The sequence below is a fragment of the Vreelandella sp. 2A-K22 genome (assembly GCF_054065485.1).
In genome coordinates this window covers 303,295-323,991 of record NZ_JBSUGC010000001.1, presented here as the reverse complement: position 1 = coordinate 323,991, position 20,697 = coordinate 303,295, and the positions used below count along the sequence as shown (strand labels likewise).

Sequence of the window (20,697 nt, the reverse complement as noted above, 5' to 3'; positions counted from 1 at the left end):
GACCCACTTTCTTCGGGAGAAGGCATGATCGCACTGCGCCAAGTCGCCCTGCAACGCGGCACGCAAACGCTACTCGACAACGCGGACATTACCCTTAATAACGGGGTAAAGGCCGGGATTATCGGGGCAAACGGCGCCGGTAAATCGAGCCTATTCAAACTGCTGCTCGGCGAGCTTGCGCCCGACCAGGGCGATGTCGAGATGAGTGGCGGCCAGCGCATTGCGCATATGGCCCAGGAAGTTGACGCCCTCGACCGCCCGATTATCGAGTATGTACTCGATGGCGACTTGGCGCTACGCCAAGCAGAAGCTGACTTATTGGCCGCCCAGGAAGCCGGGCAAGCCCACCGCGAAGCCGAACTGCACGGTTTGATTGAAACCCTGGATGGCTACCGTGCCGAGTCGCGTGCGGCGCAGTTGCTGGTGGGGCTGGGCTTCGTCCAGGCTGACCTCGCCCGCCCGCTCTCGGCGTTTTCCGGCGGCTGGCGGATGCGGGTCAATCTTGCTCGTACGCTGTTTATGCCTTCCGATCTACTGCTGCTGGATGAGCCTACCAACCACCTGGATCTAGATGCCCTGCTGTGGCTGGAGCAGTGGCTAACCCGCTATCCTGGCACCCTGCTGCTGATTTCCCACGACCGTGACTTTTTAGATGCCGTATGCGATCACATCGTGCATATGCACCACCAAACCCTGGAGCTATACCGCGGCAATTACTCCCAGTTCGAGCGCACTCGCGCCGAAAAGCTTGCTCTGCAGCAGGCTGAAGCCGCCAAACAGCAGGCTCGCCGGGAAGAGATCGAACGCTTTATCGCCCGCTTTAAAGCCAAGGCGACCAAGGCCAAGCAAGCACAAAGCCGGGTAAAAATGCTCGAGCGCATGGAAGATATCGCCGTCGCCCATGTGGACTCCCCCTTCCACTTTACGCTGCCCGCCGCCGATAAAACCTCGCATCCTCTGCTGGTGCTTGACCAGGCGCAGCTAGGCTATCGCGGTAAAAAGGGCGACGGCAGTGACGACAACATCCAGCTAGACAAGGTCAACGTCACCCTGCTGCCCGGTAGCCGCATTGGCTTGCTAGGCCCCAACGGGGCAGGTAAATCAACGCTGATTAAGTCGCTCACCGGGGAGCTTGAGCTGCTTAACGGCAAGCGCGTACCCGGCGAGCATTTGGCGATTGGGTATTTTGCTCAGCATCAGCTTGAGAGCCTGGATGTTTCATCGACGCCCTTTGTGCATATCCAGCGACTCTCACCCACCGCCAGCGATCAGGATATCCGCAACTTCCTGGGCGGCTTTGGCTTTAAGGGCGATGACGCCTTCGGCACAGTCGCCAACTACTCTGGAGGTGAGAAAGCCCGCCTGGCGCTGGCCCTCGTCGCTTGGCAAAAACCCAACCTGCTACTGCTCGATGAGCCCACCAACCACCTGGACTTAGAGATGCGCGAGGCGCTGACCCAAGCGCTGGCAAGCTTCGAAGGCACGGTTATTCTGGTCTCCCACGACCGTCACTTACTGCGCGCCACGGTCGATGAGTTCTGGCGGGTGGCGGATCACCGTGTCGAGCCCTTCGATGGTGATTTGGAAGATTACCGGGCTTGGCTTAAAGCGCGCCTGGAAGAGAGCCGTCGGGATTCCCGCGGTGAAAAAGCCGAGCGCCAGAACCAGCAGCCTAGCGGCGACAGCCGAGAAGCACGCAAAGCATCCCGCAAAGCGGCTGCCGAACTGCGCGAGAAGCTGCGCCCACTGAAAAAGCAGCGCGACCAGGCAGAAAAAGCCATGGAGAAGGCCCAACACGAGCTTGATAAGGTTGAACAAGTGCTGGCAGACCCAGAGCTCTACACAGACAGCAGCCGCAAAGCCGAACTGACCAAGACGCTGAGTCAGCAGGCGGAGATTAAAGCGCGCCTGGATGAATCAGAGCGGCAGTGGCTGAGCGCCGAAGAGGCGTTGGAGACAATGGAAGCAGAGCTGCTCGCCAGTGAAGAGACGGCTAGCTAGCGGAAAGCGAATACTCAACAACAGGGCTAGCTTTCCAACAAAAACGTTACCGGGCCGTCGTTAATTAGCGCCACCTGCATATCGGCGCCAAATTCACCGGTGGCGACGTGCGGCCAAGCAGTGCGGGTCTGGGTAACCAGCAAGTTGAATAGCTCTTCACCCTGGGCGGGAGGAGCGGCGCTGGAGAAGCCCGGCCGCAGCCCCTTACGGGTATCCGCCGCCAGGGTGAACTGGGAGACGAGCAACAGACCACCGTTCACCTGCTGCAGGTTGTGATTCATTTTACCTTCGGCGTCGCTGAATACCCTGTAGTGGAGGAGCTTGTGCAGCAGTTTTTCCACGCTAGTCCCGTCATCGTGCTTCTCCACTCCTATCAGCGCCAGCAGTCCATGGTCGATACTGCCGACGATTTCGCCCTCCACTTCCACGCTGGCGCGCTTCACGCGCTGAATGAGTGCCTTCAAAACGTCTCTCTCCCCACTAGCAAACGGCCATTATAACGACCGCTCGTTAATTTTTCCCTAGCAGGGCATCGCGAAACGCTTCCCCCAGAGTTACCAAGCACGGCAGAGCATTAGATCGCAGTGCGGTTCACACAGCAGCATCTCGGTTAGCTGGCTGGTGTGATGGGGCTGACCGCGACTACCGATCATCACGAGATCGGGCGTGTGGCGCTTCATATATGCTTGCAGCACATCACAGGGCGCGCCTTGTTCTAACACCAACTCCACATCAGGCACTCCTTCTAACTCGCGCATCAGGCTATCGACTTCGTTACTCAACTGCTCGCGCAGGCGCTGCACTTCATGTTCACGCCAGTGAGCGTAATAGGCTTGCGAACCCAGCTCGCGCTCGCCGGGCAGTGTCCAGGCGTGCAACAGTGTCAGCGTGGCTTCAGGGAAGCGAATCAGCGCCTCTTTCAAGGTATGCCGCGCCGTCAGTGAAAAATCGATGGGCACCAAAATATGCTGCCAGGGCTGGGTCGGCTGGTGAGAAGAGACCACCACAGGGCATGGTGCACTGCGCAGCACGCGCATTACCGTGGTACCCGCCAGCAGGTCTTTTTGCCCGCGCTTGCGATGCATGCCCAGCACAATCAGCTCGGCGTTGCGCTCATGAGCTTCGCGGACGATTTCAACATGAGGCGAGCCGGTCACGGTCTGGATCAGCGTTTTCGGCGCCTCTAGGGCGTAGTCTTCGCGTAGATCCGTCAACATGGTGGTGATGTCTTCCACTACCGCGCTCTCGACATCCAGCAGCACACGCCTGGGTAGGTAAGGATCCAACACGTGCAGCACGTCTAGCTGAACACCCTGGGCATAGGCCAAACGTAACGCCCGAGCAAAAGCGGCGCGATTATCAGCGGAAAGATCGGTGGCAAACAGAATGGTGCGAGGCATGGCGAAACGCTCCTCGGCTGAGCAGCTCAGCCTTACAAGCCGTTAAGCAAACACTCCTTAGCATGGTGTGCAATGTCCATTCTCGCAAGCACTGTTGCCCAAATGCCACTGGCTACAGCTAGCATCACCACCAAGCGTGAAAATGGTGCACCGGACCGCGTCCTTTCCCCACGTTTAAGCGCACGCTCGCCTCCAGGGCTGCATGCAGCCACTGCTTGGCATCACTGATAGCGGCTACCGGGGCATCCCCTTCGGCATCCACGGGTAGCTTCGCCAAGCAGGCGGCGATCGCTGAGGAGAGAGCACAGCCGGTACCGTGCAAATTGTCGGTATCGATTCGCGAGGCGGGCAACCACTCATGACCATTGGGGGTTGCCAGCAAGTCTGGGCAGGTTTCCCCGCGCAGATGGCCGCCTTTCAGCACCACATAGGGCGCGCCCAATTGCGTTAACCCCGGCAGCATCGCTTCCATGGCGTCTAAACTGGTGGGCGACGGCGTGTCGAGCAATACCGCGGCTTCCGGCAGATTGGGGGTAATCACATCGGCTAGCGGCACTAGAATATCGCGCACTGCATGAATACCGGCGTCGTCGACCAGAACATCCCCGCTCTTGGCGACCATCACAGGGTCGAGCACAATCCAGCGTGGGCGGCGCTGACGCAGCACATCAGCAATAACCTCGGCGACTTCACGGCTCGCCACCATGCCAATTTTAACCGCGTCTATCACCACATCATCCAGCAGGTGTTCCAACTGCTCGCGTATGGCCTGGGGCGAAACGGGGTACACCGAGGCCACCCTGCAGGTATTCTGGGCAATCACCGCGGTAATCACGTTGGTGCCGTAAACGCCAAGGGCTGAAAAGGTTTTTAGATCTCCCTGCAGCCCGGCGCCCCCCGAAGGATCGGAGCCGGCGATGGTAAGCACATTGCGAAGACGGGAATGGGTAGACATGGGGCTCCTTCACGGCAAAAACGTCACTGTACTCCTAGGATACCCAAGCTGCGCGCCTTATGCTGCCGAAAACGTACATGCCAAACACACAAAAGCCGCCCGAAGGCGGCTCGTTAGTGTGCATCAAGCACGGCAAACTATTGCGCGGTGTCACCTTCCGGGTTGCGGGCGTTGTAATACGCCTGCTCGGAGATGGCGTGGTAATCCTCGACCTTCTCCTGGAACGCTTGATAGGAGTCATAGATACGCGTAGCTAATTCGCTCGATTCAGCCAGCTCGGCGACCACATCTTGAGAGTGCTCACGCGCCTGGGCCAGTACGTCATCGGGAATGCGGCGTAGCTCAACATCGTGCTCGTTCACCAGGGTTTCCAGCGCATCGTTGTTACGTGCGGTGTACTCATCCAGTACGCTCTGGTTAATGTCGCTAATAGCGGTACGCAGGATCGCCTGCAAATCCGCTGGCAGCTCCGCGAAAGCCTCTTCGTTGACAATCGCCTCAAACATGACCGTCGGCTCGTGCCAGCCTGGGTAGTAATAATAGTCGGCGGCTTGATGTAGTCCGAATGCCAGGTCGTTGTAAGGGCCAATCCACTCTGTTGCGTCAATCGCACCGGATTGCAGCGAAGTAAAGATCTCGCCGCCCGGCATATTCACAATCGCGACACCCATGCGGCTCATCACTTCGCCACCCAGGCCCGGCATACGCATTTTCAGTCCGTCGAGGTCGGCAACCGAATTGATCTCTTTGTTGTACCAGCCACCCATCTGCACGCCTGAGGCACCCGCCACCATGACGTCAACGCCGAAGTCATCGTAGAGCTCGTTCCACAGCTCCATACCGCCGCCATAGCTTAGCCAAGCGTTCATCTCTTGTGCATTCATGCCAAACGGCACGGCAGCAAAGAACTGCGCAGCAGGCGCTTTGCCTTTCCAGTAGTAGGAGGCGGAGTGGCCTAGCTCAGCGGTACCGTCAGAAACGGCGTCAAACACCTCAAACCCCGGCACCAACTGGCCAGCACCGAAGACTTCAATGGTCAGGCGGCCATCCGACATTTCATCGACCAGCTGGGATAACCGCTCGGGCCCCTGACCAACACCTGGGAAATTTTTCGGCCAGGAGGTGACCATTTTCCAACGGAATTCTTCCTCTTGCGCCTGGGCGTGATTATCAACGCTAGAAACTGCCAACAAACTGGCGGAAAGTGCTGTCGTCATGGCGATGGCGGTAGGGAGTGTCTTGGCTTTCATACAATAACCCTCTTACTTTCTATTATTACTATTATGAGTAGGGAATACTCCGCCTAGCGTAGAACACTAGGCGGTTTACTTCAGGCCATTAATGGCTATTTACTGCTTATTAATTAGGTTGCCACTTCTTAACGTTGATAGCAGCGATGTTTTTCAACTAACCCTTTATTAGCCAAACTGCGCTGGCAGCCACGTTGCCAACTGCGGGAAGAACGTTAGCATCAGCAACATACCCAGTTGCATTAGGATAAACGGGATAACGCCACGGTAAATAGCCGAGGTAGATACAGATGGCGGCGCTACGCCACGCAGATAGAACAGCGCAAAGCCGAACGGCGGCGTTAAGAACGACGTTTGTAGGTTAATCGCGATCATGATGCCCAGCCAAATCGGGTCAAGGCCCATGGCAAGCAAGATCGGCCCGACAATGGGCACCACCACAAAGGTGATTTCGATAAAGTCGAGAATAAAGCCGAGCAAAAAGATCACCAGCATAACGATGATCGTCGCGCCGACCACCCCACCAGGCATACCCTCGAACAGTTCGGTCACCATGTGTTCGCCGCCGTAAGCGCGAAACACCAGCGAAAACAGCGCTGCACCGATCAGGATCAAAAACACCATGGTAGTCACGTGAGTGGTCGAACGCAGCACGTCCTTCAACGTCGCCCAATCGAGCTGACGATAAGCCAGCGCCAGTACTAAAGCGCCGAAGGCGCCTACCGCTGAGGCCTCGGTCGGCGTGGCAAAACCACTAAGAATCGAGCCCAGTACCGCCACAATCAGCACCACCGGTGGCACCAGCCCTTTGAGCAGCAGCATGCCAATCCCTGAGGTATGACCAAGCTCGGCCATCAACTCTTCACGGTCGGCAGCAGGCGCCATATGCGGACGCAACCAGGCCACCAGGGCCACATAGACCATATACATCACGACCAGAAGTAGCCCAGGCACCAGCGCGCCCATAAATAGGTCGCCCACGGAGACCGTTTTAGGGCTGAAGATCCCCATATCCAACTGCGCTTGCTGATACGCCGATGACAGCACATCACCAAGCAGTACCAAGGCAATGGAAGGCGGAATAATCTGCCCCAGTGTGCCGGTGGCGCAGATGGTGCCGGTTGCCAACGAGGTGCTGTAGCCACGCTTTAGCATGGTGGGAAGCGACATCAGCCCCATGGTGACCACCGTGGCCCCCACAATACCGGTAGAGGCAGCCATCAGCATACCCACCAGGGTCACCGAAATACCCAGGCCACCGCGCATGGCACCAAACAGCAGGGCCATGGCATCCAGCAGCGTCTCAGCCACTTTGGATTTTTCCAGCAACACGCCCATCAAGACAAATAGCGGCACCGCCAACAGCGTTTGGTTGGTCATTATGCCGTAGAGCCGGTTGGGCAAAGCGGCAAGATAGCCACTATCAAAGTTAGCGTCGATACCGATGGCTTCCAAGCCGAGTCCCATTCCGGCAAACAGCAGCGCCGTGCCCGCCAGCGAAAGCGCCACGGGAAAGCCGAACATCAACACAATACAGATAACGGCAAATAAAATAACTGGCATAAATTCCAGCATCAAACACGCTCCTCAAGGTGATTGCCACCGGCAGCTCCCGGCGTTATCCGCCCGGTCATCACGTAACCATTGCGCACAATTTCAATCACGCCTTGCACGATCATCAGCACGGCAAACAACGGTATCAAGGTTTTCAGAGCGTAGACTGCCGGAATACCGCCGTAATCGGAGGAGGTTTCCAGAATACGCCAGGAGTTGAAAACGTAGCCCAGACTGGAAGCGATGATAAAGACCATCACTGGAATCAATAGGGTAATAATGCCCACAACATTGATTAACGCCTGGCGGCGCGGGGTCATGCCTCGATAGAAGATATCCACCCGCACGTGGCCGTCGTGGCGAAACGTATAGGCGGCAGCGAGCATAAACACGCTGGCGTGCATATACATCACTAGTTCTTGCATGAAGATGCTATTCACACTGAAGGCATAGCGAAGCAGTACAATCGCGAACTGAATCAACATCATAAGGATGATCAGCCACGCAAGGGTACGCCCGAACCATTCGGAAGCGCGGTCCAGCGCACCAATAAAAGCAGGTAGTTGTGTTGTGTCCGACATGGGAGTGTCTCGCGTAAAACGGCTAAGGGGATCAGCGTCCCAGACAATAGCGCATATACGCGGACAATGCAGCGCTCACGGAGTGCACAGCGTGCTTATTATTAAACGCTTGAACGAATTGCCGCTAAACAGGCCTCGGGCAAGGGTAAATCGACAGCAATCGGCAGGTGGTCAGAGAAGAGATGATCCAGCACCCGCACTTCGGCGGCCTCTAACGACTGCGACAACAAGATATGATCCAACGCATGGCGCGGCTGCCAGGAGGGGTAACTGAACAGGGGTTTAACCGGGTGCAGCGGTAGCGACGCACTAAAACGCTCGTGAGCGTGCAGTTGGTCAGGGGTGCAGTTGAGATCCCCCATCACCACCACGTGGCGCAGTGGTTGAATGATATCGCTTAAGTAGTTGAGCTGACGCACCCGGCCGCGGTGGCTTAGCGCCAGGTGGGCAACAAAGATATGCAGCGCATCAGGCCCTTCGCCAAAGCGGGCGTGAATCGCACCGCGCCCCGGCATTGCCCCCGGCAAACGGTGCTCTTCTATTTGGCTGGGTACCAAGCGCGAGAGTAAACCGTTACTGTGCTGGGCAATGTGGCCCAGATTGCGATTGAGCTGCTGAACATGATGGGGAAACCCCGCTTGGGCAGCGAGATACTCCACCTGATTGACGCGGCTTGAGCGAAAACTACCGCCATCGACCTCTTGCAGCCCCACCACGTCAAACTTGCTCAGCACTTCGCCCATCACGTCCAGCCGCTTCTGGCGACGCGGGTTGGGCAGTAGGTGCTGCCAACTGCGCGTAAGATAGTGATGGTACGCCGAGGTCTGGATGCCCACCTGCAAATTAAAGGTCAGCAAACGCAAGTGCCCATCTTCAAACAGCGTCGAGCGTGAGCCATTGATGGCTGTTGTGTCACGCTCCCTCGCTTCACGCAACACGGTTACTCTGCGCGCTCTTCACGCACCTGCTCAACCAACGCTTCAGCGACTTTCGGCATGTTTTCCAGGCTACCGGCTGAGCTCGGCGTCACCAGAAAACGGCCATCAATCACCAGGGCAGGCACACCCATTAACTTCATTTTGCGCATACGGTTATTGGCATCATTCACTGCGCTACGCACACCAAAGTCAGTCAGCGCTTGCTTGGCCTCTTCTTCGCTGACGCCGTAGTTGGCAAAGAAAGCAGCAATCTCATCGGGCTCTGTGAGCGACTGATTTTCCTGATGGATGGCGTTAAAGAAGTCGGCGTGTAGCTCCTCTTCAATACCCAGCGACTCAGCTGCATAGAATGCTGTAGCGTGGGTATTCCAATCCCCACCCATGGTGGCAGGCATTTTGACGACACTAACGTCATCGTCCAGGGTCTCGTACCACTCATTAATCGGCGTTTGCAGGCGGTAGCAGTGCGGGCAGCCAAACCAAAATACTTCGGTGACTTCAATTTGCCCGTCATCAACCTGGGTTTCTACCGGCGTTTCAAGCAGCTCATAATGTTGGCCTTCAACCACTTCCTGGGCACTCACGGCCGCAGAAAGACCCAAACCGGCCAGTGCGACCATTAACGTTTTAAACATCGCTCGCGTTTTAGACATTGTAAAAGTTTCTCCATGGGTAAGCGAAGGGTGAGACCGTAGATACATTAGCGGGTTCCCTCAGCTAGCTAACGTTGCCAAGAACGTTGCCCAGTGAGGGCCCGCAAACGGCATAAGGAAGTGTTTAGGCTGTCGATTTCAGGCTTGAAACGCGCTTATTTAAAACGTTAGTTCAAACCCAATACGTAGTTGGCCACTGCTTCCATATCGTTGTCGCTCATTTTTGAAGCGATGTCGCCCATGATGTTATTGGGGCTATTGTTACGATCACCTGAGGCGAATGCCTGCAGCGTTGAGACCGTGTACTGAGCGTGCTGCCCAGACAGACCGGGGTAAACGGCGCTGCCGATACCGGCACCCGTTGGCGTATGGCAGGCTGAACAGGCGGGAATGCCCTTGGACATATCACCAGCGCGGTAAAGCTCTTCACCGCGAGCCAGCAACTCAGCGTCTTCGTCGCTGGTCTGGCCCAGATTGGCATCCTGGCGCGCAAAGTGTGCTGCCACATCCCAGGCGTCTTGATCAGAGTAGTCATCTACCTGACCGGCCATTTGGGGAACCATGCGGTTGCCGTCGCGGATATCCATAATCTGCTTCGCCAGATAGGACATCTGCTGACCCGCCAGGTTAGGGAAAGCGCCCGATGGGCTAATGCCCTGCTGCCCATGACAAGCGGCACAGGTTTGGGCCATTTCCTGGCCAGCGGATGCGTCAGCATCAGCTTGATAGTCTGTTTGAGCGTGGGCGATGCCAACGGCGCCCATGGTAATTGCTAGGCTTGCCAGTAACTTTCTCATTGCTATTCCACTATGCCGTTTTATGTTTGACTGGTACGCACCCTGGGCGCTTCCCAGGTTTCACAAGTTACCAGGGTTAGCTCCGCCAATACCAACCTTCGCTAATACCAACAACGTATCGCGATGGTACACTAGCGCCCCAGGTCGCAGATATAAACCGCTTGCATTATAACGAATCACCCCAGCGGCGGGAATGCAAGTACTGGACTGCTTTAGGGGTAATTCGTCGCGGTACTGCTCTCAATTCTCTATCATGAGTCGCTATCATGCGTTCTACTTTACCGAAGCGATAGAGAGGTGATAGTGCGCAGAGTAGGCCGCTTTTATGTTCGTTTTTCAGGATCAACCCAATGACTACCCCCCATGATAGCCCAGTCCCTCGGCTGAACTACCCGACGGCAAGTTTTCTTATCAGCGCCCCCACCCTGGCCCTGTGCCCGGATGATACCGGCGCAGAAGTAGCCTTTGCCGGGCGTTCAAACGCGGGCAAATCCAGTGCTATCAACGCATTAACGCAACAAAATGCGTTAGCGCGCACCTCGCGCACACCGGGGCGCACCCAGCTGATCAATTTTTTCAGCGTTATGAACGACGAGTCGCGGCGTTTGGTCGACCTACCCGGCTACGGTTACGCCAAGGTGCCGGAGGCGGTCAAGCTAGAGTGGCAAAAGCACCTAGCCGAGTACCTGCGCAACCGTTTCAGTCTACGCGGCTTAGTACTGCTAATGGACGTGCGCCACCCGCTCACCGAGTTCGACCAAATGATGCTCGATTATGCTGACCAGCGCGGAATGCCGGTGCATATTTTGCTCACCAAAGCCGACAAACTGAAAAAAGGCCCTGCCAGCGCTGCGTTGCAAAAAGTGCGCTCACGCTTGAAAGAGTGGGAAGACCTCGTCTCTGTTCAGCTGTTCTCTTCACTCAAGCGCGACGGCGTCGATACGCTGTCCCAGAAACTCAATCAGTGGCTGTATACACCGCCAGAATGATGCGCCTCTAACTTCTCGAGAATGCTGGGCAGCTCTTTAATATGGGCAATACGATGCACGCGCGTGGGGAGCGGTTGATCCTCTGTTTCAGAAATCCATACCGCGTGCATGCCCAACTGCTGGGCGGGTAACACGTCCTCCTGCCACGAATCGCCCACGTGCATAGCGCACTCGGGGGCGACGTTTAAGCGCGACAGCGCGGTGAGGAACGGCATCGGATCAGGCTTGGGCGCCAGTAACTCGCCCGCGGCAATGGCCACCGGAAAGTAGCCAGCCAGCGGCTGACGTTGAAGATGAATATTACCGTTGGTGATCGCCGCCAACTGATAGCGCTCTGCCAGGGCAGCCAGCAGTCCGGCCGCTTCTGGATGGGGCGTGACCTGCACGCGCAGGCGGTGAAACTCATTCATCGCTGCTGCTGCCCACATCAACGCAGCACTGCGGTGCAGACCTGCGTGTTCTAACTGGGCCTCCAGTGAGCGCAAACGTAGCCAAGTGAAGTCGCCGCGCCGTTCGGGCACCTCTTTTGCCAACTGTTGACGGCGCTGCAGATAATCCAGCCCGCCGCTTTCGTGGGATAACGCCAGCGCTGTTTCCTGGCGTGCCGCTCGCCATGCCTCAAGTGCCTCCAGTAGCCAGCGGTAGTGGCCCTCTTCGGTACGCGCCATGACTCCGTGGTTGTCCCATAGGGTGTCGTCCAAATCGAAGGTAATGGCCTGCAGCATCGTCATGGTTTGCTCCTGGGGCTATTCTTACTGTCGTTGGGGCCTCGTTTAGCACGGGGGTGCGCTGCGTCGTAGCTGGTCGCCAGATGCTGCCAATCAAGCCGGGTGTAGATTTGCGTGGTCGATAGATTGGCGTGCCCCAATAGCTCTTGCACGGCGCGCAGATCCTGGCTCGACTCCAACAGGTGACTGGCAAAGGAGTGCCGCAAACGGTGCGGGTGCAGGTGTTCGGGCAAGCCACGGGCAATCGACAGCTGAGCTAAACGCTTTTGAATGGCACGATGGCCCAAGCGCTGCCCGCGCTGGCCCACAAATAGCGCCTGCTCAGTAATAGGTGCCAGCGCTGAGCGACATCCCAGCCACTCAGCCAGCGCCTGCTGGGCGCGGCGCCCTACCGGCACCTGACGCGGCTTGCCGCCTTTGCCGATCACCCTTACCCGGCTATTCTGCAAATCGCCCAAATCAAGCGCCGCCAGCTCCGCTAAGCGCAGGCCACTGGAGTAAAACAGTTCAAGAATAGCCTGATCTCGCACGCCCAGCGGCGAGCCATCGTGGGGGGTATCGAGAAAGCGCGCCAGGGCGTCGACATCCACCGGGCGCGGCAGGTGGCTGGGCTGTTTGGGCGTACGCAGTAGTCCCACCGGGTTATCGACCAGCACACCCTGCTTGACCAGGTAATCGGCGAAGCGGGAAAGTGCCGCCCGCCGCCGGGCCAGGCTTCTAGGCGCCAGCCCCCGGCTACGCTCCGACCCCAGAAAAGCCCGCAGCAGGGCGGTGTCTAACGCTGCAGGATTTGTCACATCGCGTCGCTCGGTGAAGTTACACAGTGCGGCCAAATCATGCTGATAAGCCGCCACCGTGGCAGGGCTAGCATGGGACGCCAGCGCTGCTAAAAAAGCCTCAATGCGCTTGGCTATCGTTATTTCCGTTGGGAGAGCTTCAGCCATAGTCGCCCAGGCGCACCAGCAGGCGCGCGACGATATCGCCCAAGTACTCAGTGAACAGCGTATCCATGCTGGCCCGATAAGCATCGGGGCTGGGGCTGGCCAGTAGCAAATAACCCAAAGGATCACCCGCCGAGAGCCGTGAAATCGCACAGGAACCGGCTTTGCGCGGCGCTTTGACATGGGGCAGCAAGCACTTCCAGTCGCTGACGCTAAGCTTCACACAACGGCTGGTGCGGCCATCCAGCAGCGCCGACAGCCGCGTGCTGGCATGTTGATCAAGCACGTGCCGTGGCGGTTGAGGCGGCGTCGGTTCACTATCGCTTAACGTGGCCGGACACCACAGCGCCATGGCCGGGGTTTCAAAGCGCTCGCTAAGCTGAGTGGCCAATGCTTGCGCCAGCGCATCGCGATCCGGCGCTTCCACCAGGGCTATCAACGTTTCCCGCAGCCGGCGGTACTGGGACTCGTTATGGCGAGCGGTTTCCAGCAGGTGCTCCAGGCGGCCCTCGGCGGTTTCCGCGCGCTTACGCAGATCTAACACCAGGCGCTCGAGCAGTGACACCGACCCGTCGATATGCGGATGGGGAACCTGCAGTTGCTGCAGAAGCCCTTCCCGGCCGACGAAAAAATCGGGATGGCGCGCCAGCCAGAACGCCACTTGATCAGGCTCGAGCGTTTTGCGGGGTTCGGGGGCTTGTGACATCGCCGTTCTCCTCGAATTAATGGGTATACGGATTAAATGGTGGATGGAACCTTTCTGCATATCCACCTCTTAATCCTCTCAGAATGTTGCAGTCAACTATTTGGTCCGGATACCCGTATCGAGCGCATGGGCCTTGAACGCTGCATTGGAGACATCGCGCATGACGTGGACGCTGGCTTTACACTTTGCGTTGAGGCAGATTGTCCGTGATGAAACGGGTAACCTCCTGCACAAGCTCGAGATCCTCAGGGGCTGTACCTCCGAACCCGCCATGTGGCATCGCCTCGAAGACGTGTAGCTCTGCCGGTACTCCCGCCTGGCGCAGCTTGCGGTGGAGGCGTACCGTATTGGAGAGAAAGAGGTCACGGGTTCCGCTCTGCAGGAACATTGGCGGCATGTCGGTCGTCATCTTTCCGAACAATGGCGAGACATAGGGATGTGTCAGGTCCGCGTCGCCCGCATAGAGCAAGTTGCATGACATCAGGGAATTCGGCAGCACGACATCGATGGTCCGGTTGGTCTGGAAGCTGTCTCCCGACTCCGTCAGATCGACTTCCGGGGATAGAAGGACGACGGCGGCCGGCAGAGGCAGCCCCTCGTCCCGCACGCGCAGGATCGTGGCCATCGCGAGGTTGCCGCCGGCCGAGCGTCCGCAAAGGATAACATGACCAGCACCGTACGCTTCGACCGCGTGTCCGTAGACTGCCATGCAATCCTCCAGAGCGTCCGGATAGGGGTGATCCGGGGGCATCCGGTAGTCAACACCGAAGCACACCATGCCATGCCGGTCCGCCTGCATCCGCGCACTTTGGCGGCAGGCTTCTCCACCACCAAAGACCAGCGCGCCGCCGTGGAGATCGATGCAGACATAGCCTTCGTGTCGAAGAGCGTGCGGCGTCGCGATATGCACGGTTGCTGGGCCAATGTACTGAGTCTCGATCTCGGCTTCCACCTCGCCCGCGAGCCCCCTGACCGCCTCCGCGTAGTGCACGTCGGCGGCTTCCTGCATCTGTCTCCAGCCGTCATGATCTTGCGGTGCAGGAGAGGGATAGAGCGCATTCAGTGGCGTGCCGTCGTGGCGTACGGCGGCTTGCAGCATCCCTCGCGCCTCGGCGCTGATCGATGCGGGGACGGGGATCAAACGCTCGTGGATGCGGACACCCTGCACCTCAGTCTCCTTGGTTTCCGGCATATCTATTTTCCTATCATTTCGAGGCTTCCAGGAAAACTGGTGGACGGGCCATCCATAATCATCGCACAGCGTCGGGTTATCAAGCCTCTGGAATGTAGGGCCAGGACTCCCAATCAACCAGATAACCCGGATACCCGAATTAATTAAGTGCTACGCGGCCATCGAAGACGCGTGTAGCTGGCCCCACCATCGTTAGCGCCCCTTCAGGGTCAGGCCACTCAATGCTGAGCTCTCCACCGGGTAAATGGACTTTTACGGGGCTTTTCAGCAGCCCCTGGCGAATACCGCTGGCCACTGCAGCGCAGGCACCAGTACCGCAGGCCAGCGTTTCGCCACTGCCGCGCTCATACACGCGCAAACGAATCTCACTGGGCGAGAGTACCTGCATAAAGCCCACGTTAACACGCTTGGGAAAGCGGGGATGCGCCTCGACCAATGGCCCGAGGCGTTCCACCGGGGCGCTATCAACGCTCTCAACCTGCATCACAGCATGTGGGTTGCCCATAGAGACCACGCCGATCTGCAGCGTTTCATCACCCACTTGTAACTGATGCAGGGGTTGATCCCCAGGGGCATCGAACGGCAGCGCCAAAGGGCTAAACCGCGGGCGACCCATATCCACTCGCACCATGCCGTCGTGCTGCACGGTCAGCACTAACGGGCCCCCGGCGGTTTCTACGTGGATTTCATGCTTGTGGGTCAATCGCTGATCGCGCACGAAGCGGGCAAAGCAGCGTGCGCCGTTGCCACAATTTTCCACTTCACTGCCGTCAGCATTGTAAATGCGGTAGCGAAAATCCATCTCTGGATCCCGGGGCGGTTCGACGAGCAACAACTGATCAAAGCCAATGCCGAAACGTCGGTCTGCCAGTGCACGAATCTGAGCTTCGTCCAACCGGGCGCGCTGAGTGACCAGGTCCACCATGACAAAGTCATTACCCAGGCCATGCATTTTGGTGAAGTGTAACAGCATCAACGCCCCCCTTCGGGCAGCAGCGCTTCACCCGCCCACAGACTGGCAACGGTTTCCCGCGCGCGCACCACATGGCAGCTGTCGCCATCAACCATTAGCTCAGCGGCGCGAGGGCGACTGTTGTAGTTCGACGCCATGACAAAGCCGTAGGCCCCCGCCGAACGCACTGCAAGCAGATCACCTTCGTCAATCGCCAGCTCGCGCTCCTTACCCAGGAAGTCACCCGTTTCACACACTGGGCCCACTACGTCGTAAAGGGCGCTTTCGCGTGTTTGACGAGTATCCACCGGCACAATCGCCTGCCAGGCCTGGTACAGCGCCGGGCGAATCAGGTCGTTCATGGCCGCATCGACAATGGCGAAGTTCTTGGTCTCTCCAGGCTTGAGAAACTCTACCCGAGTGAGCATGACACCCGCATTGGCGGCGATGGAGCGACCGGGTTCAAACAGTAACGTAAGCGCTTCGCCACCTTCCCAACGCGAAAGCCGCGCCAACAGTTGGCTAGCGTAATCAAACGGCTGGGGCGGTTTTTCATCGCGGTAAGGCACGCCTAAACCGCCACCTAAATCAAGGTGCTCGATTTCGATGCCCCGCTCACGCAGCCGCTCCATAAGCACCAGTAAGCGATCAAGGGCATCCAGGAAGGGTGCGGTTTCAGTTAGCTGTGAACCGATGTGACAGTCGAGCCCCTTCACCTGCAAATTGGGCAGGCTTGCGGCTAGTTCGTAAACCGCCAGCGCTTCATCCACCGGGATGCCGAACTTATTATCCTTCAAACCAGTGGAGATATACGGATGAGTACCCGCATCCACGTCTGGGTTGACCCGCAACGAGACCGGGGCAATTTTCCCCAACTCACCGGCGACACGATTCAAGCGCTCAAGTTCGGGGCGTGACTCAACGTTAAAGCACTTAATGCCCACGTCCAGCGCACGAACCATTTCATGGGGCTGCTTGGCAACGCCCGAAAACACTACTTTCGCCGGGTCGCCACCGGCTTTTAGCACCCGTTCAAGCTCGCCAATGGAAACAATATCGAACCCCGCGCCCAGCTTGGCCAACAGGCCCAGCACCGCCAGGTTGGAGTTGGCTTTCACCGCGTAACAAATCAGGTGCGGATGGCCACCCAGTGCTTCGGTATAGGCGCGAAAGTGACGTTCAAACGTCGCTTTTGAGTAGACGTAGCAGGGCGTGCCGTACTCGTCAGCAATGCGTGACAAAGGCACGTCTTCGGCGTACAGCACGCCATCGCGGTAATTAAAATAGTCCATGGTGCTCTCCCCTTCTCCTGGGCCTGCAGCTATCTATTCAGACGCCTGGGCAGATTGCTCGTCAGCGGGTGCATCTTCCGGCAGATAAAGCGGCCCTTTTTGCCCACAGCCAACAACCGCGGTTAACAGCAGCGCCGAAAGGGCCATGATTGCCAGCGTTTTCATGCGCCCGCCTTGAGCGCACTCAGCGCCTCACGCGCTCGCTGTGCAGCTGCCCGCACCTGGTTGGGTGCTGTGCCACCAATATGGTTCCGGGCGGCTACCGAGCCTTCCAGGGTCAACACCTCGAACACATCCTGCTCGATGGTATCGGAGAACTGTTTGAGCTCATCCAGGCTCATCTCAGACAGGTCTTTTTCGCTTTTAAGGCCATAGGCCACCGACTGTCCGACGATTTCGTGGGCGTCGCGGAAGGCCACGCCTTTGCGCACCAAGTAGTCGGCCAAGTCCGTCGCGGTAGAGAAACCACGCCGCGCCGCTTCATACATGCTGGCTTTCTTGGGCTCAATGGCGGGCACCATATCGGCAAACGCTTTTAAGCAGTCGCGCACGGTATCCACTGCATCGAACAGCGGCTCTTTATCTTCCTGATTGTCTTTGTTGTAAGCCAACGGCTGCGATTTCATCAGCGTTAGCAACGACATCAGGTGGCCGTACACGCGCCCGGTTTTGCCGCGTACCAGCTCAGGCACGTCGGGGTTTTTCTTCTGCGGCATGATCGAAGAGCCGGTGCAGAAGCGGTCGGGCAGGTCGATAAAGTTGAACTGGGCGCTGGTCCATAGCACCAGTTCTTCGCTCATGCGCGACAGGTGCATTAGTAGGATGCTGGCAAAGCTGGTGAATTCGATAGCGAAGTCACGATCCGAGACCGCGTCCAGAGAGTTCTCCGTTGGACGGTCAAAGCCTAGAAGCTCTGCCGTAACGTGGCGGTCAATCGGGTACGTCGTCCCTGCCAGCGCAGCGGCGCCCAATGGCATGACGTTGACGCGCTTGCGGCAGTCCAGCAGGCGCTCGTGATCCCGGGCCAGCATCTCTTGCCAAGCCAGAATATGGTGGCCAAAGGTGACCGGCTGGGCGGTTTGCAGGTGGGTAAAACCGGGCATAATGGTCTCGGCTTCACGATCAGCCAGTTCGATCATGCCTTCACGCAGACGCTTGAGCTCCACTTCGATAACATCGATCTCATCGCGCATAAACAGGCGAATATCGGTGGCGACCTGGTCGTTGCGCGAGCGCCCGGTGTGGAGTTTTTTGCCGGTAATACCGATCTTTTCGGTCAGCCGCGCTTCGATGTTCATATGCACATCTTCCAGCGGCACCGACCAGTTAAACTCGCCGCGCTCGATTTCGCCCTGAATCTCGTTCAGGCCATTAATAATCGCATCACGCTCGTCATCGGTGAGCACGCCTACCCGAGCCAGCATAGTAGCGTGGGCGATGGAGCCCTGGATGTCCTGGGGGGCCAGGCGTTGGTCGAAATTAACTGACGCGGTGAAGCGTGCAACAAAGGCATCGGTGGGCTCGCTAAAGCGACCGCCCCAAGACTGATTCGTGGCTTGGCTCATCGAAGATATATCCTGCTGACAAAACAAAGGAGTCGTTAGCAGAAAGTGTACCAGAGTCGCCCCGGTCAGCGGCACGCCGTTTTTATTTCTGTGGCGGCTAAGAGCGTGACGTTACGACGGCAGGTGGTTTGTGGAGAAATTCGTGCAGGGCACTTAGGGGCATGGGGCGGGCAAAGTAGTAGCCCTGATAGTAGTCACAGTGACGCTGTTGCAGGTAGCCAAACAGCTCTGCCGTTTCTACGCCTTCGACCAGCACTTCGAGCCCCATTTTCCCCGCCATGGCGACCACGCCGTCGATAATCGCGGCATCGTAGCGGTCTGAAATCACATCGCGCACAAAGGATCGGTCAATCTTGATGCGATTAATCGGCAGGCGCTTTAAATAGCTTAGGCTAGAGAAGCCGGTGCCAAAATCGTCTAGTGCAATCAGGACTCCCAGCGCTCGCAAATTCTTTAACGCCTGGATCGCTTGTTCGGCGCTATCCATCAGCACTCCCTCGGTAAGCTCCAGCTCTAACAACGCTGGCGTTAGACCGCTGCTCACCAGCACCTGCTCAATGGAGGTGAGGAAGCCAGGGCGTTGAAACTGCATAGGCGAAATATTGACCGCCATGGTGATCTCGCCCAACCCCAGGCCATTGAGCTGCTGGGCATCGCGACAGGCGGTAGCCAACACCCACTCGCTAATGGGAATGATCTGACCCGTATCCTCGGCAAGGCTAATAAAATCAGACGGTGGGATATTGCCGCGCTCAGGGTGCTGCCAGCGGATCAGCGCTTCAACCCCCACCACGCGACCGCTTGGCGCGTGAATCTGCGGCTGGTAATGAAGCTCGAACTGCTGCTGCTCAATGGCTTGCTGTAGCGCGCTGCGTAAGCTAACCCGTTCGCTCACCTTGCGATTCAAGTCTTCCGTATACCAGTGGTAGGTATTACGCCCGCGCCGTTTGGCTTTATACATTGCCAAATCCGCCCGCTGAATAAGCTGGCGAGGGTTGTCCATGCTGCCGTCATTGATGGCAATGCCGATACTGGCGGTGATGCGCAGCTCGCTGTCGCGGTACCAGTAGGGCGGCGAAAGCCCCTGGAGAACCCGCTCGACCACTTGTATCACATCGTCCTGATGGGCTAGATCCGGCAACAGCACCACAAACTCATCGCTACCAAAACGCGCAACGGTGTCCCAGGGGCGCAGCTCATTTTCCAGCCGCTTGGCAACCTCCACCAGAATAAAGTCACCCACTTCATGACCTAAGGTATCGTTGATCGGCTTAAAATCGTCCAGGTCAATAAACAGCACGGCTATATAGCGATGGTAGCGGCGCGCCATCACGCCCCCCTCTTCCAAGCGCTGACCAAGTAACAAGCGGTTGGGCAGCCCGGTCAAGGCGTCGTGATGGGCGTTATGGTCGAGTTGAGCCTGATATTCACGCTGTTCAGAGATATCATTCTGTACGCCGACAAAGTGGGTCACTTGGCCGTTCTCATCGCGTACAGGTGAAATGTGCAAGTCGTTCCAAAAAACCGTGCCGTCATGCCGATAGTTACGGATGACCACGTGTACTTCACGCTGCTCGGCAATCCCTACCTGTAGCTGCTTGACGGTGGCGGGGTCGGTTTCTTCCCCCTGTAGGAAACGGCAGTTACGCCCCAGTGCCTGGTTGCGCGAATAGCCGGTAATGCGCTCAAAGGCAGCGTTGACGTAAACCAGAGGCAGATCGCTGCTCTGAGCATCGACAATAAGAACACCATTGGTGCTTGATTCAACGCTACGCTCCAATAATTTTAGCTGTTGTTCGCTAGCTTTACGCCGCGTAATCACCCGGGCGATTACGTAAATCACGTCCTCCCCCAACGACGGCGAAATTTCTAACCAGTGCTGCTTGCCGGTTGCGGAAACAGCGCGCACCTCAAAAGGAATGACCTTTTCGCCTTGATGCACTCGCTGTAACGCCCGTTCGATCACCGGGTGGTCAAGGGGGTTAATGACAACACCACAGGAACGCCCAATTAATTTTTCGGACGAGTACCCCAGCAGCGTCTCGAAGGCTGGATTGATTTGCAGCAGCGTGCCTGCAAAGTCGATACAGCAGAACAGATCCCGTGAAAGCAGGAAAAACTGGTCAAGCTGGCCGCGGGGTAACACTAAGGACATAAAATTTCCTAGGGACGGATAAAACACGTTACGGGAGCATAATCAGTT

General features: G+C 57.5%; 20 protein-coding genes. 2 read left to right on the top strand and 18 right to left on the bottom strand.

What is annotated here, in order from left to right:
- Positions 1-24: 24 nt before the first annotated feature.
- On the top strand, positions 25-2,001 hold the full coding sequence (locus ACW17M_RS01495) for an ATP-binding cassette domain-containing protein (protein ID WP_457546799.1): 1,977 nt from the start codon (positions 25-27) through the stop codon (positions 1,999-2,001).
- A gap of 26 nt (positions 2,002-2,027) precedes the next feature.
- Here ACW17M_RS01495 and dtd read toward each other — a convergent pair whose 3' ends face one another.
- From dtd to ACW17M_RS01450, 9 genes are all read right to left on the bottom strand, one after another.
- Positions 2,028-2,465: a D-aminoacyl-tRNA deacylase gene (gene dtd / locus ACW17M_RS01490; protein ID WP_027957985.1), complete on the bottom strand. Its 438-nt coding sequence runs from the start codon at positions 2,463-2,465 to the stop codon at positions 2,028-2,030.
- Positions 2,466-2,555: 90 nt separating this feature from the next.
- Positions 2,556-3,401: a universal stress protein gene (locus ACW17M_RS01485; RefSeq protein WP_027957986.1), complete on the bottom strand. Its 846-nt coding sequence runs from the start codon at positions 3,399-3,401 to the stop codon at positions 2,556-2,558.
- A gap of 124 nt (positions 3,402-3,525) precedes the next feature.
- Positions 3,526-4,356 carry a bifunctional hydroxymethylpyrimidine kinase/phosphomethylpyrimidine kinase gene (thiD, locus tag ACW17M_RS01480; RefSeq protein WP_009286224.1) on the bottom strand — a complete coding sequence of 277 codons (831 nt, stop codon included), beginning with the start codon at positions 4,354-4,356 and terminating at the stop codon, positions 3,526-3,528.
- A gap of 137 nt (positions 4,357-4,493) precedes the next feature.
- On the bottom strand, positions 4,494-5,606 hold the full coding sequence (locus tag ACW17M_RS01475; RefSeq protein WP_009286225.1) for a TRAP transporter substrate-binding protein: 1,113 nt from the start codon (positions 5,604-5,606) through the stop codon (positions 4,494-4,496).
- A 168-nt stretch (positions 5,607-5,774) separates the two neighbouring features.
- The gene (locus ACW17M_RS01470; RefSeq protein WP_022521229.1) at positions 5,775-7,181 is read right to left on the bottom strand and encodes a TRAP transporter large permease; all 1,407 of its coding nucleotides are present in this window, start codon (positions 7,179-7,181) and stop codon (positions 5,775-5,777) included.
- On the bottom strand, positions 7,181-7,741 hold the full coding sequence (locus tag ACW17M_RS01465) for a TRAP transporter small permease subunit (RefSeq protein ID WP_457546798.1): 561 nt from the start codon (positions 7,739-7,741) through the stop codon (positions 7,181-7,183). The genes ACW17M_RS01470 and ACW17M_RS01465 overlap by 1 nt, the downstream gene beginning before the upstream one ends.
- A 101-nt stretch (positions 7,742-7,842) precedes the next feature.
- The gene (locus ACW17M_RS01460) at positions 7,843-8,676 is read right to left on the bottom strand and encodes an endonuclease/exonuclease/phosphatase family protein (RefSeq protein ID WP_089691363.1); all 834 of its coding nucleotides are present in this window, start codon (positions 8,674-8,676) and stop codon (positions 7,843-7,845) included.
- A gap of 5 nt (positions 8,677-8,681) precedes the next feature.
- Positions 8,682-9,314 (bottom strand): thiol:disulfide interchange protein DsbA/DsbL, encoded by a 633-nt coding sequence (locus ACW17M_RS01455; RefSeq protein ID WP_457546856.1) that lies wholly within the window; start codon positions 9,312-9,314, stop codon positions 8,682-8,684.
- Between the two features lie 185 nt (positions 9,315-9,499).
- Complete coding sequence (locus ACW17M_RS01450) at positions 9,500-10,129, bottom strand: c-type cytochrome (RefSeq protein WP_457546797.1); 630 nt, start codon at positions 10,127-10,129, stop codon at positions 9,500-9,502.
- Between the two features lie 350 nt (positions 10,130-10,479).
- Here ACW17M_RS01450 and yihA point away from each other — a divergent pair, with 350 nt between their 5' ends.
- On the top strand, positions 10,480-11,118 hold the full coding sequence (yihA, locus tag ACW17M_RS01445; protein ID WP_009286228.1) for a ribosome biogenesis GTP-binding protein YihA/YsxC: 639 nt from the start codon (positions 10,480-10,482) through the stop codon (positions 11,116-11,118).
- Here the strand turns inward: yihA and ACW17M_RS01440 are convergent.
- The 9 genes from ACW17M_RS01440 to ACW17M_RS01400 form a co-directional block, all read right to left on the bottom strand.
- Entirely contained in the window at positions 11,091-11,849 is a 759-nt protein-coding gene (locus ACW17M_RS01440; protein WP_400669731.1) for an HAD family hydrolase, read from the bottom strand. The genes yihA and ACW17M_RS01440 overlap by 28 nt on opposite strands.
- Positions 11,846-12,790 (bottom strand): tyrosine recombinase XerC, encoded by a 945-nt coding sequence (locus ACW17M_RS01435; protein ID WP_457546796.1) that lies wholly within the window; start codon positions 12,788-12,790, stop codon positions 11,846-11,848. The genes ACW17M_RS01440 and ACW17M_RS01435 overlap by 4 nt, the downstream gene beginning before the upstream one ends.
- Positions 12,783-13,493 carry a DUF484 family protein gene (locus ACW17M_RS01430; RefSeq protein ID WP_027957991.1) on the bottom strand — a complete coding sequence of 237 codons (711 nt, stop codon included), beginning with the start codon at positions 13,491-13,493 and terminating at the stop codon, positions 12,783-12,785. The genes ACW17M_RS01435 and ACW17M_RS01430 overlap by 8 nt, the downstream gene beginning before the upstream one ends.
- 178 nt (positions 13,494-13,671) lie before the next feature.
- Positions 13,672-14,685 (bottom strand): alpha/beta hydrolase, encoded by a 1,014-nt coding sequence (locus tag ACW17M_RS01425; protein WP_457546795.1) that lies wholly within the window; start codon positions 14,683-14,685, stop codon positions 13,672-13,674.
- Between the two features lie 139 nt (positions 14,686-14,824).
- Entirely contained in the window at positions 14,825-15,658 is an 834-nt protein-coding gene (gene dapF / locus ACW17M_RS01420; RefSeq protein WP_141440343.1) for a diaminopimelate epimerase, read from the bottom strand.
- A complete protein-coding gene (gene lysA / locus ACW17M_RS01415) occupies positions 15,658-16,929 on the bottom strand; it encodes a diaminopimelate decarboxylase (RefSeq protein ID WP_089691342.1) in 1,272 nt (423 codons plus the stop codon). Before lysA ends, dapF begins: the two co-directional genes overlap by 1 nt.
- Positions 16,930-16,962: 33 nt before the next feature.
- Positions 16,963-17,094 carry an LPS translocon maturation chaperone LptM gene (gene lptM, locus ACW17M_RS01410; protein ID WP_022521220.1) on the bottom strand — a complete coding sequence of 44 codons (132 nt, stop codon included), beginning with the start codon at positions 17,092-17,094 and terminating at the stop codon, positions 16,963-16,965.
- Positions 17,091-18,494 (bottom strand): argininosuccinate lyase, encoded by a 1,404-nt coding sequence (argH, locus tag ACW17M_RS01405; RefSeq protein WP_022521219.1) that lies wholly within the window; start codon positions 18,492-18,494, stop codon positions 17,091-17,093. Before argH ends, lptM begins: the two co-directional genes overlap by 4 nt.
- 97 nt (positions 18,495-18,591) lie before the next feature.
- Positions 18,592-20,649: a sensor domain-containing protein gene (locus ACW17M_RS01400; protein WP_457546794.1), complete on the bottom strand. Its 2,058-nt coding sequence runs from the start codon at positions 20,647-20,649 to the stop codon at positions 18,592-18,594.
- Between the last annotated feature and the right edge of the window lie 48 nt (positions 20,650-20,697).

Excerpts from the sequence above, each read along its gene's own strand:
- ACW17M_RS01495 (WP_457546799.1), top strand. The coding sequence starts at position 25 with ATGATCGCACTGCGCCAAGTCGCCCTGCAACGCGGCACGCAAACGCTA.
- ACW17M_RS01485 (WP_027957986.1), bottom strand. The coding sequence starts at position 3,401 with ATGCCTCGCACCATTCTGTTTGCCACCGATCTTTCCGCTGATAATCGC.
- dapF (WP_141440343.1), bottom strand. The coding sequence starts at position 15,658 with ATGCTGTTACACTTCACCAAAATGCATGGCCTGGGTAATGACTTTGTC.
- argH (WP_022521219.1), bottom strand. The coding sequence starts at position 18,494 with ATGAGCCAAGCCACGAATCAGTCTTGGGGCGGTCGCTTTAGCGAGCCC.
- ACW17M_RS01470 (WP_022521229.1), bottom strand. The coding sequence starts at position 7,181 with ATGCTGGAATTTATGCCAGTTATTTTATTTGCCGTTATCTGTATTGTG.
- lysA (WP_089691342.1), bottom strand. The coding sequence starts at position 16,929 with ATGGACTATTTTAATTACCGCGATGGCGTGCTGTACGCCGAAGACGTG.
- yihA (WP_009286228.1), top strand. The coding sequence starts at position 10,480 with ATGACTACCCCCCATGATAGCCCAGTCCCTCGGCTGAACTACCCGACG.
- ACW17M_RS01440 (WP_400669731.1), bottom strand. The coding sequence starts at position 11,849 with ATGACGATGCTGCAGGCCATTACCTTCGATTTGGACGACACCCTATGG.
- thiD (WP_009286224.1), bottom strand. The coding sequence starts at position 4,356 with ATGTCTACCCATTCCCGTCTTCGCAATGTGCTTACCATCGCCGGCTCC.
- ACW17M_RS01430 (WP_027957991.1), bottom strand. The coding sequence starts at position 13,493 with ATGTCACAAGCCCCCGAACCCCGCAAAACGCTCGAGCCTGATCAAGTG.
- ACW17M_RS01465 (WP_457546798.1), bottom strand. The coding sequence starts at position 7,741 with ATGTCGGACACAACACAACTACCTGCTTTTATTGGTGCGCTGGACCGC.
- lptM (WP_022521220.1), bottom strand. The coding sequence starts at position 17,094 with ATGAAAACGCTGGCAATCATGGCCCTTTCGGCGCTGCTGTTAACCGCG.
- ACW17M_RS01450 (WP_457546797.1), bottom strand. The coding sequence starts at position 10,129 with ATGAGAAAGTTACTGGCAAGCCTAGCAATTACCATGGGCGCCGTTGGC.
- ACW17M_RS01435 (WP_457546796.1), bottom strand. The coding sequence starts at position 12,790 with ATGGCTGAAGCTCTCCCAACGGAAATAACGATAGCCAAGCGCATTGAG.
- ACW17M_RS01400 (WP_457546794.1), bottom strand. The coding sequence starts at position 20,649 with ATGTCCTTAGTGTTACCCCGCGGCCAGCTTGACCAGTTTTTCCTGCTT.
- ACW17M_RS01425 (WP_457546795.1), bottom strand. The coding sequence starts at position 14,685 with ATGCCGGAAACCAAGGAGACTGAGGTGCAGGGTGTCCGCATCCACGAG.
- ACW17M_RS01475 (WP_009286225.1), bottom strand. The coding sequence starts at position 5,606 with ATGAAAGCCAAGACACTCCCTACCGCCATCGCCATGACGACAGCACTT.
- ACW17M_RS01455 (WP_457546856.1), bottom strand. The coding sequence starts at position 9,314 with ATGTTTAAAACGTTAATGGTCGCACTGGCCGGTTTGGGTCTTTCTGCG.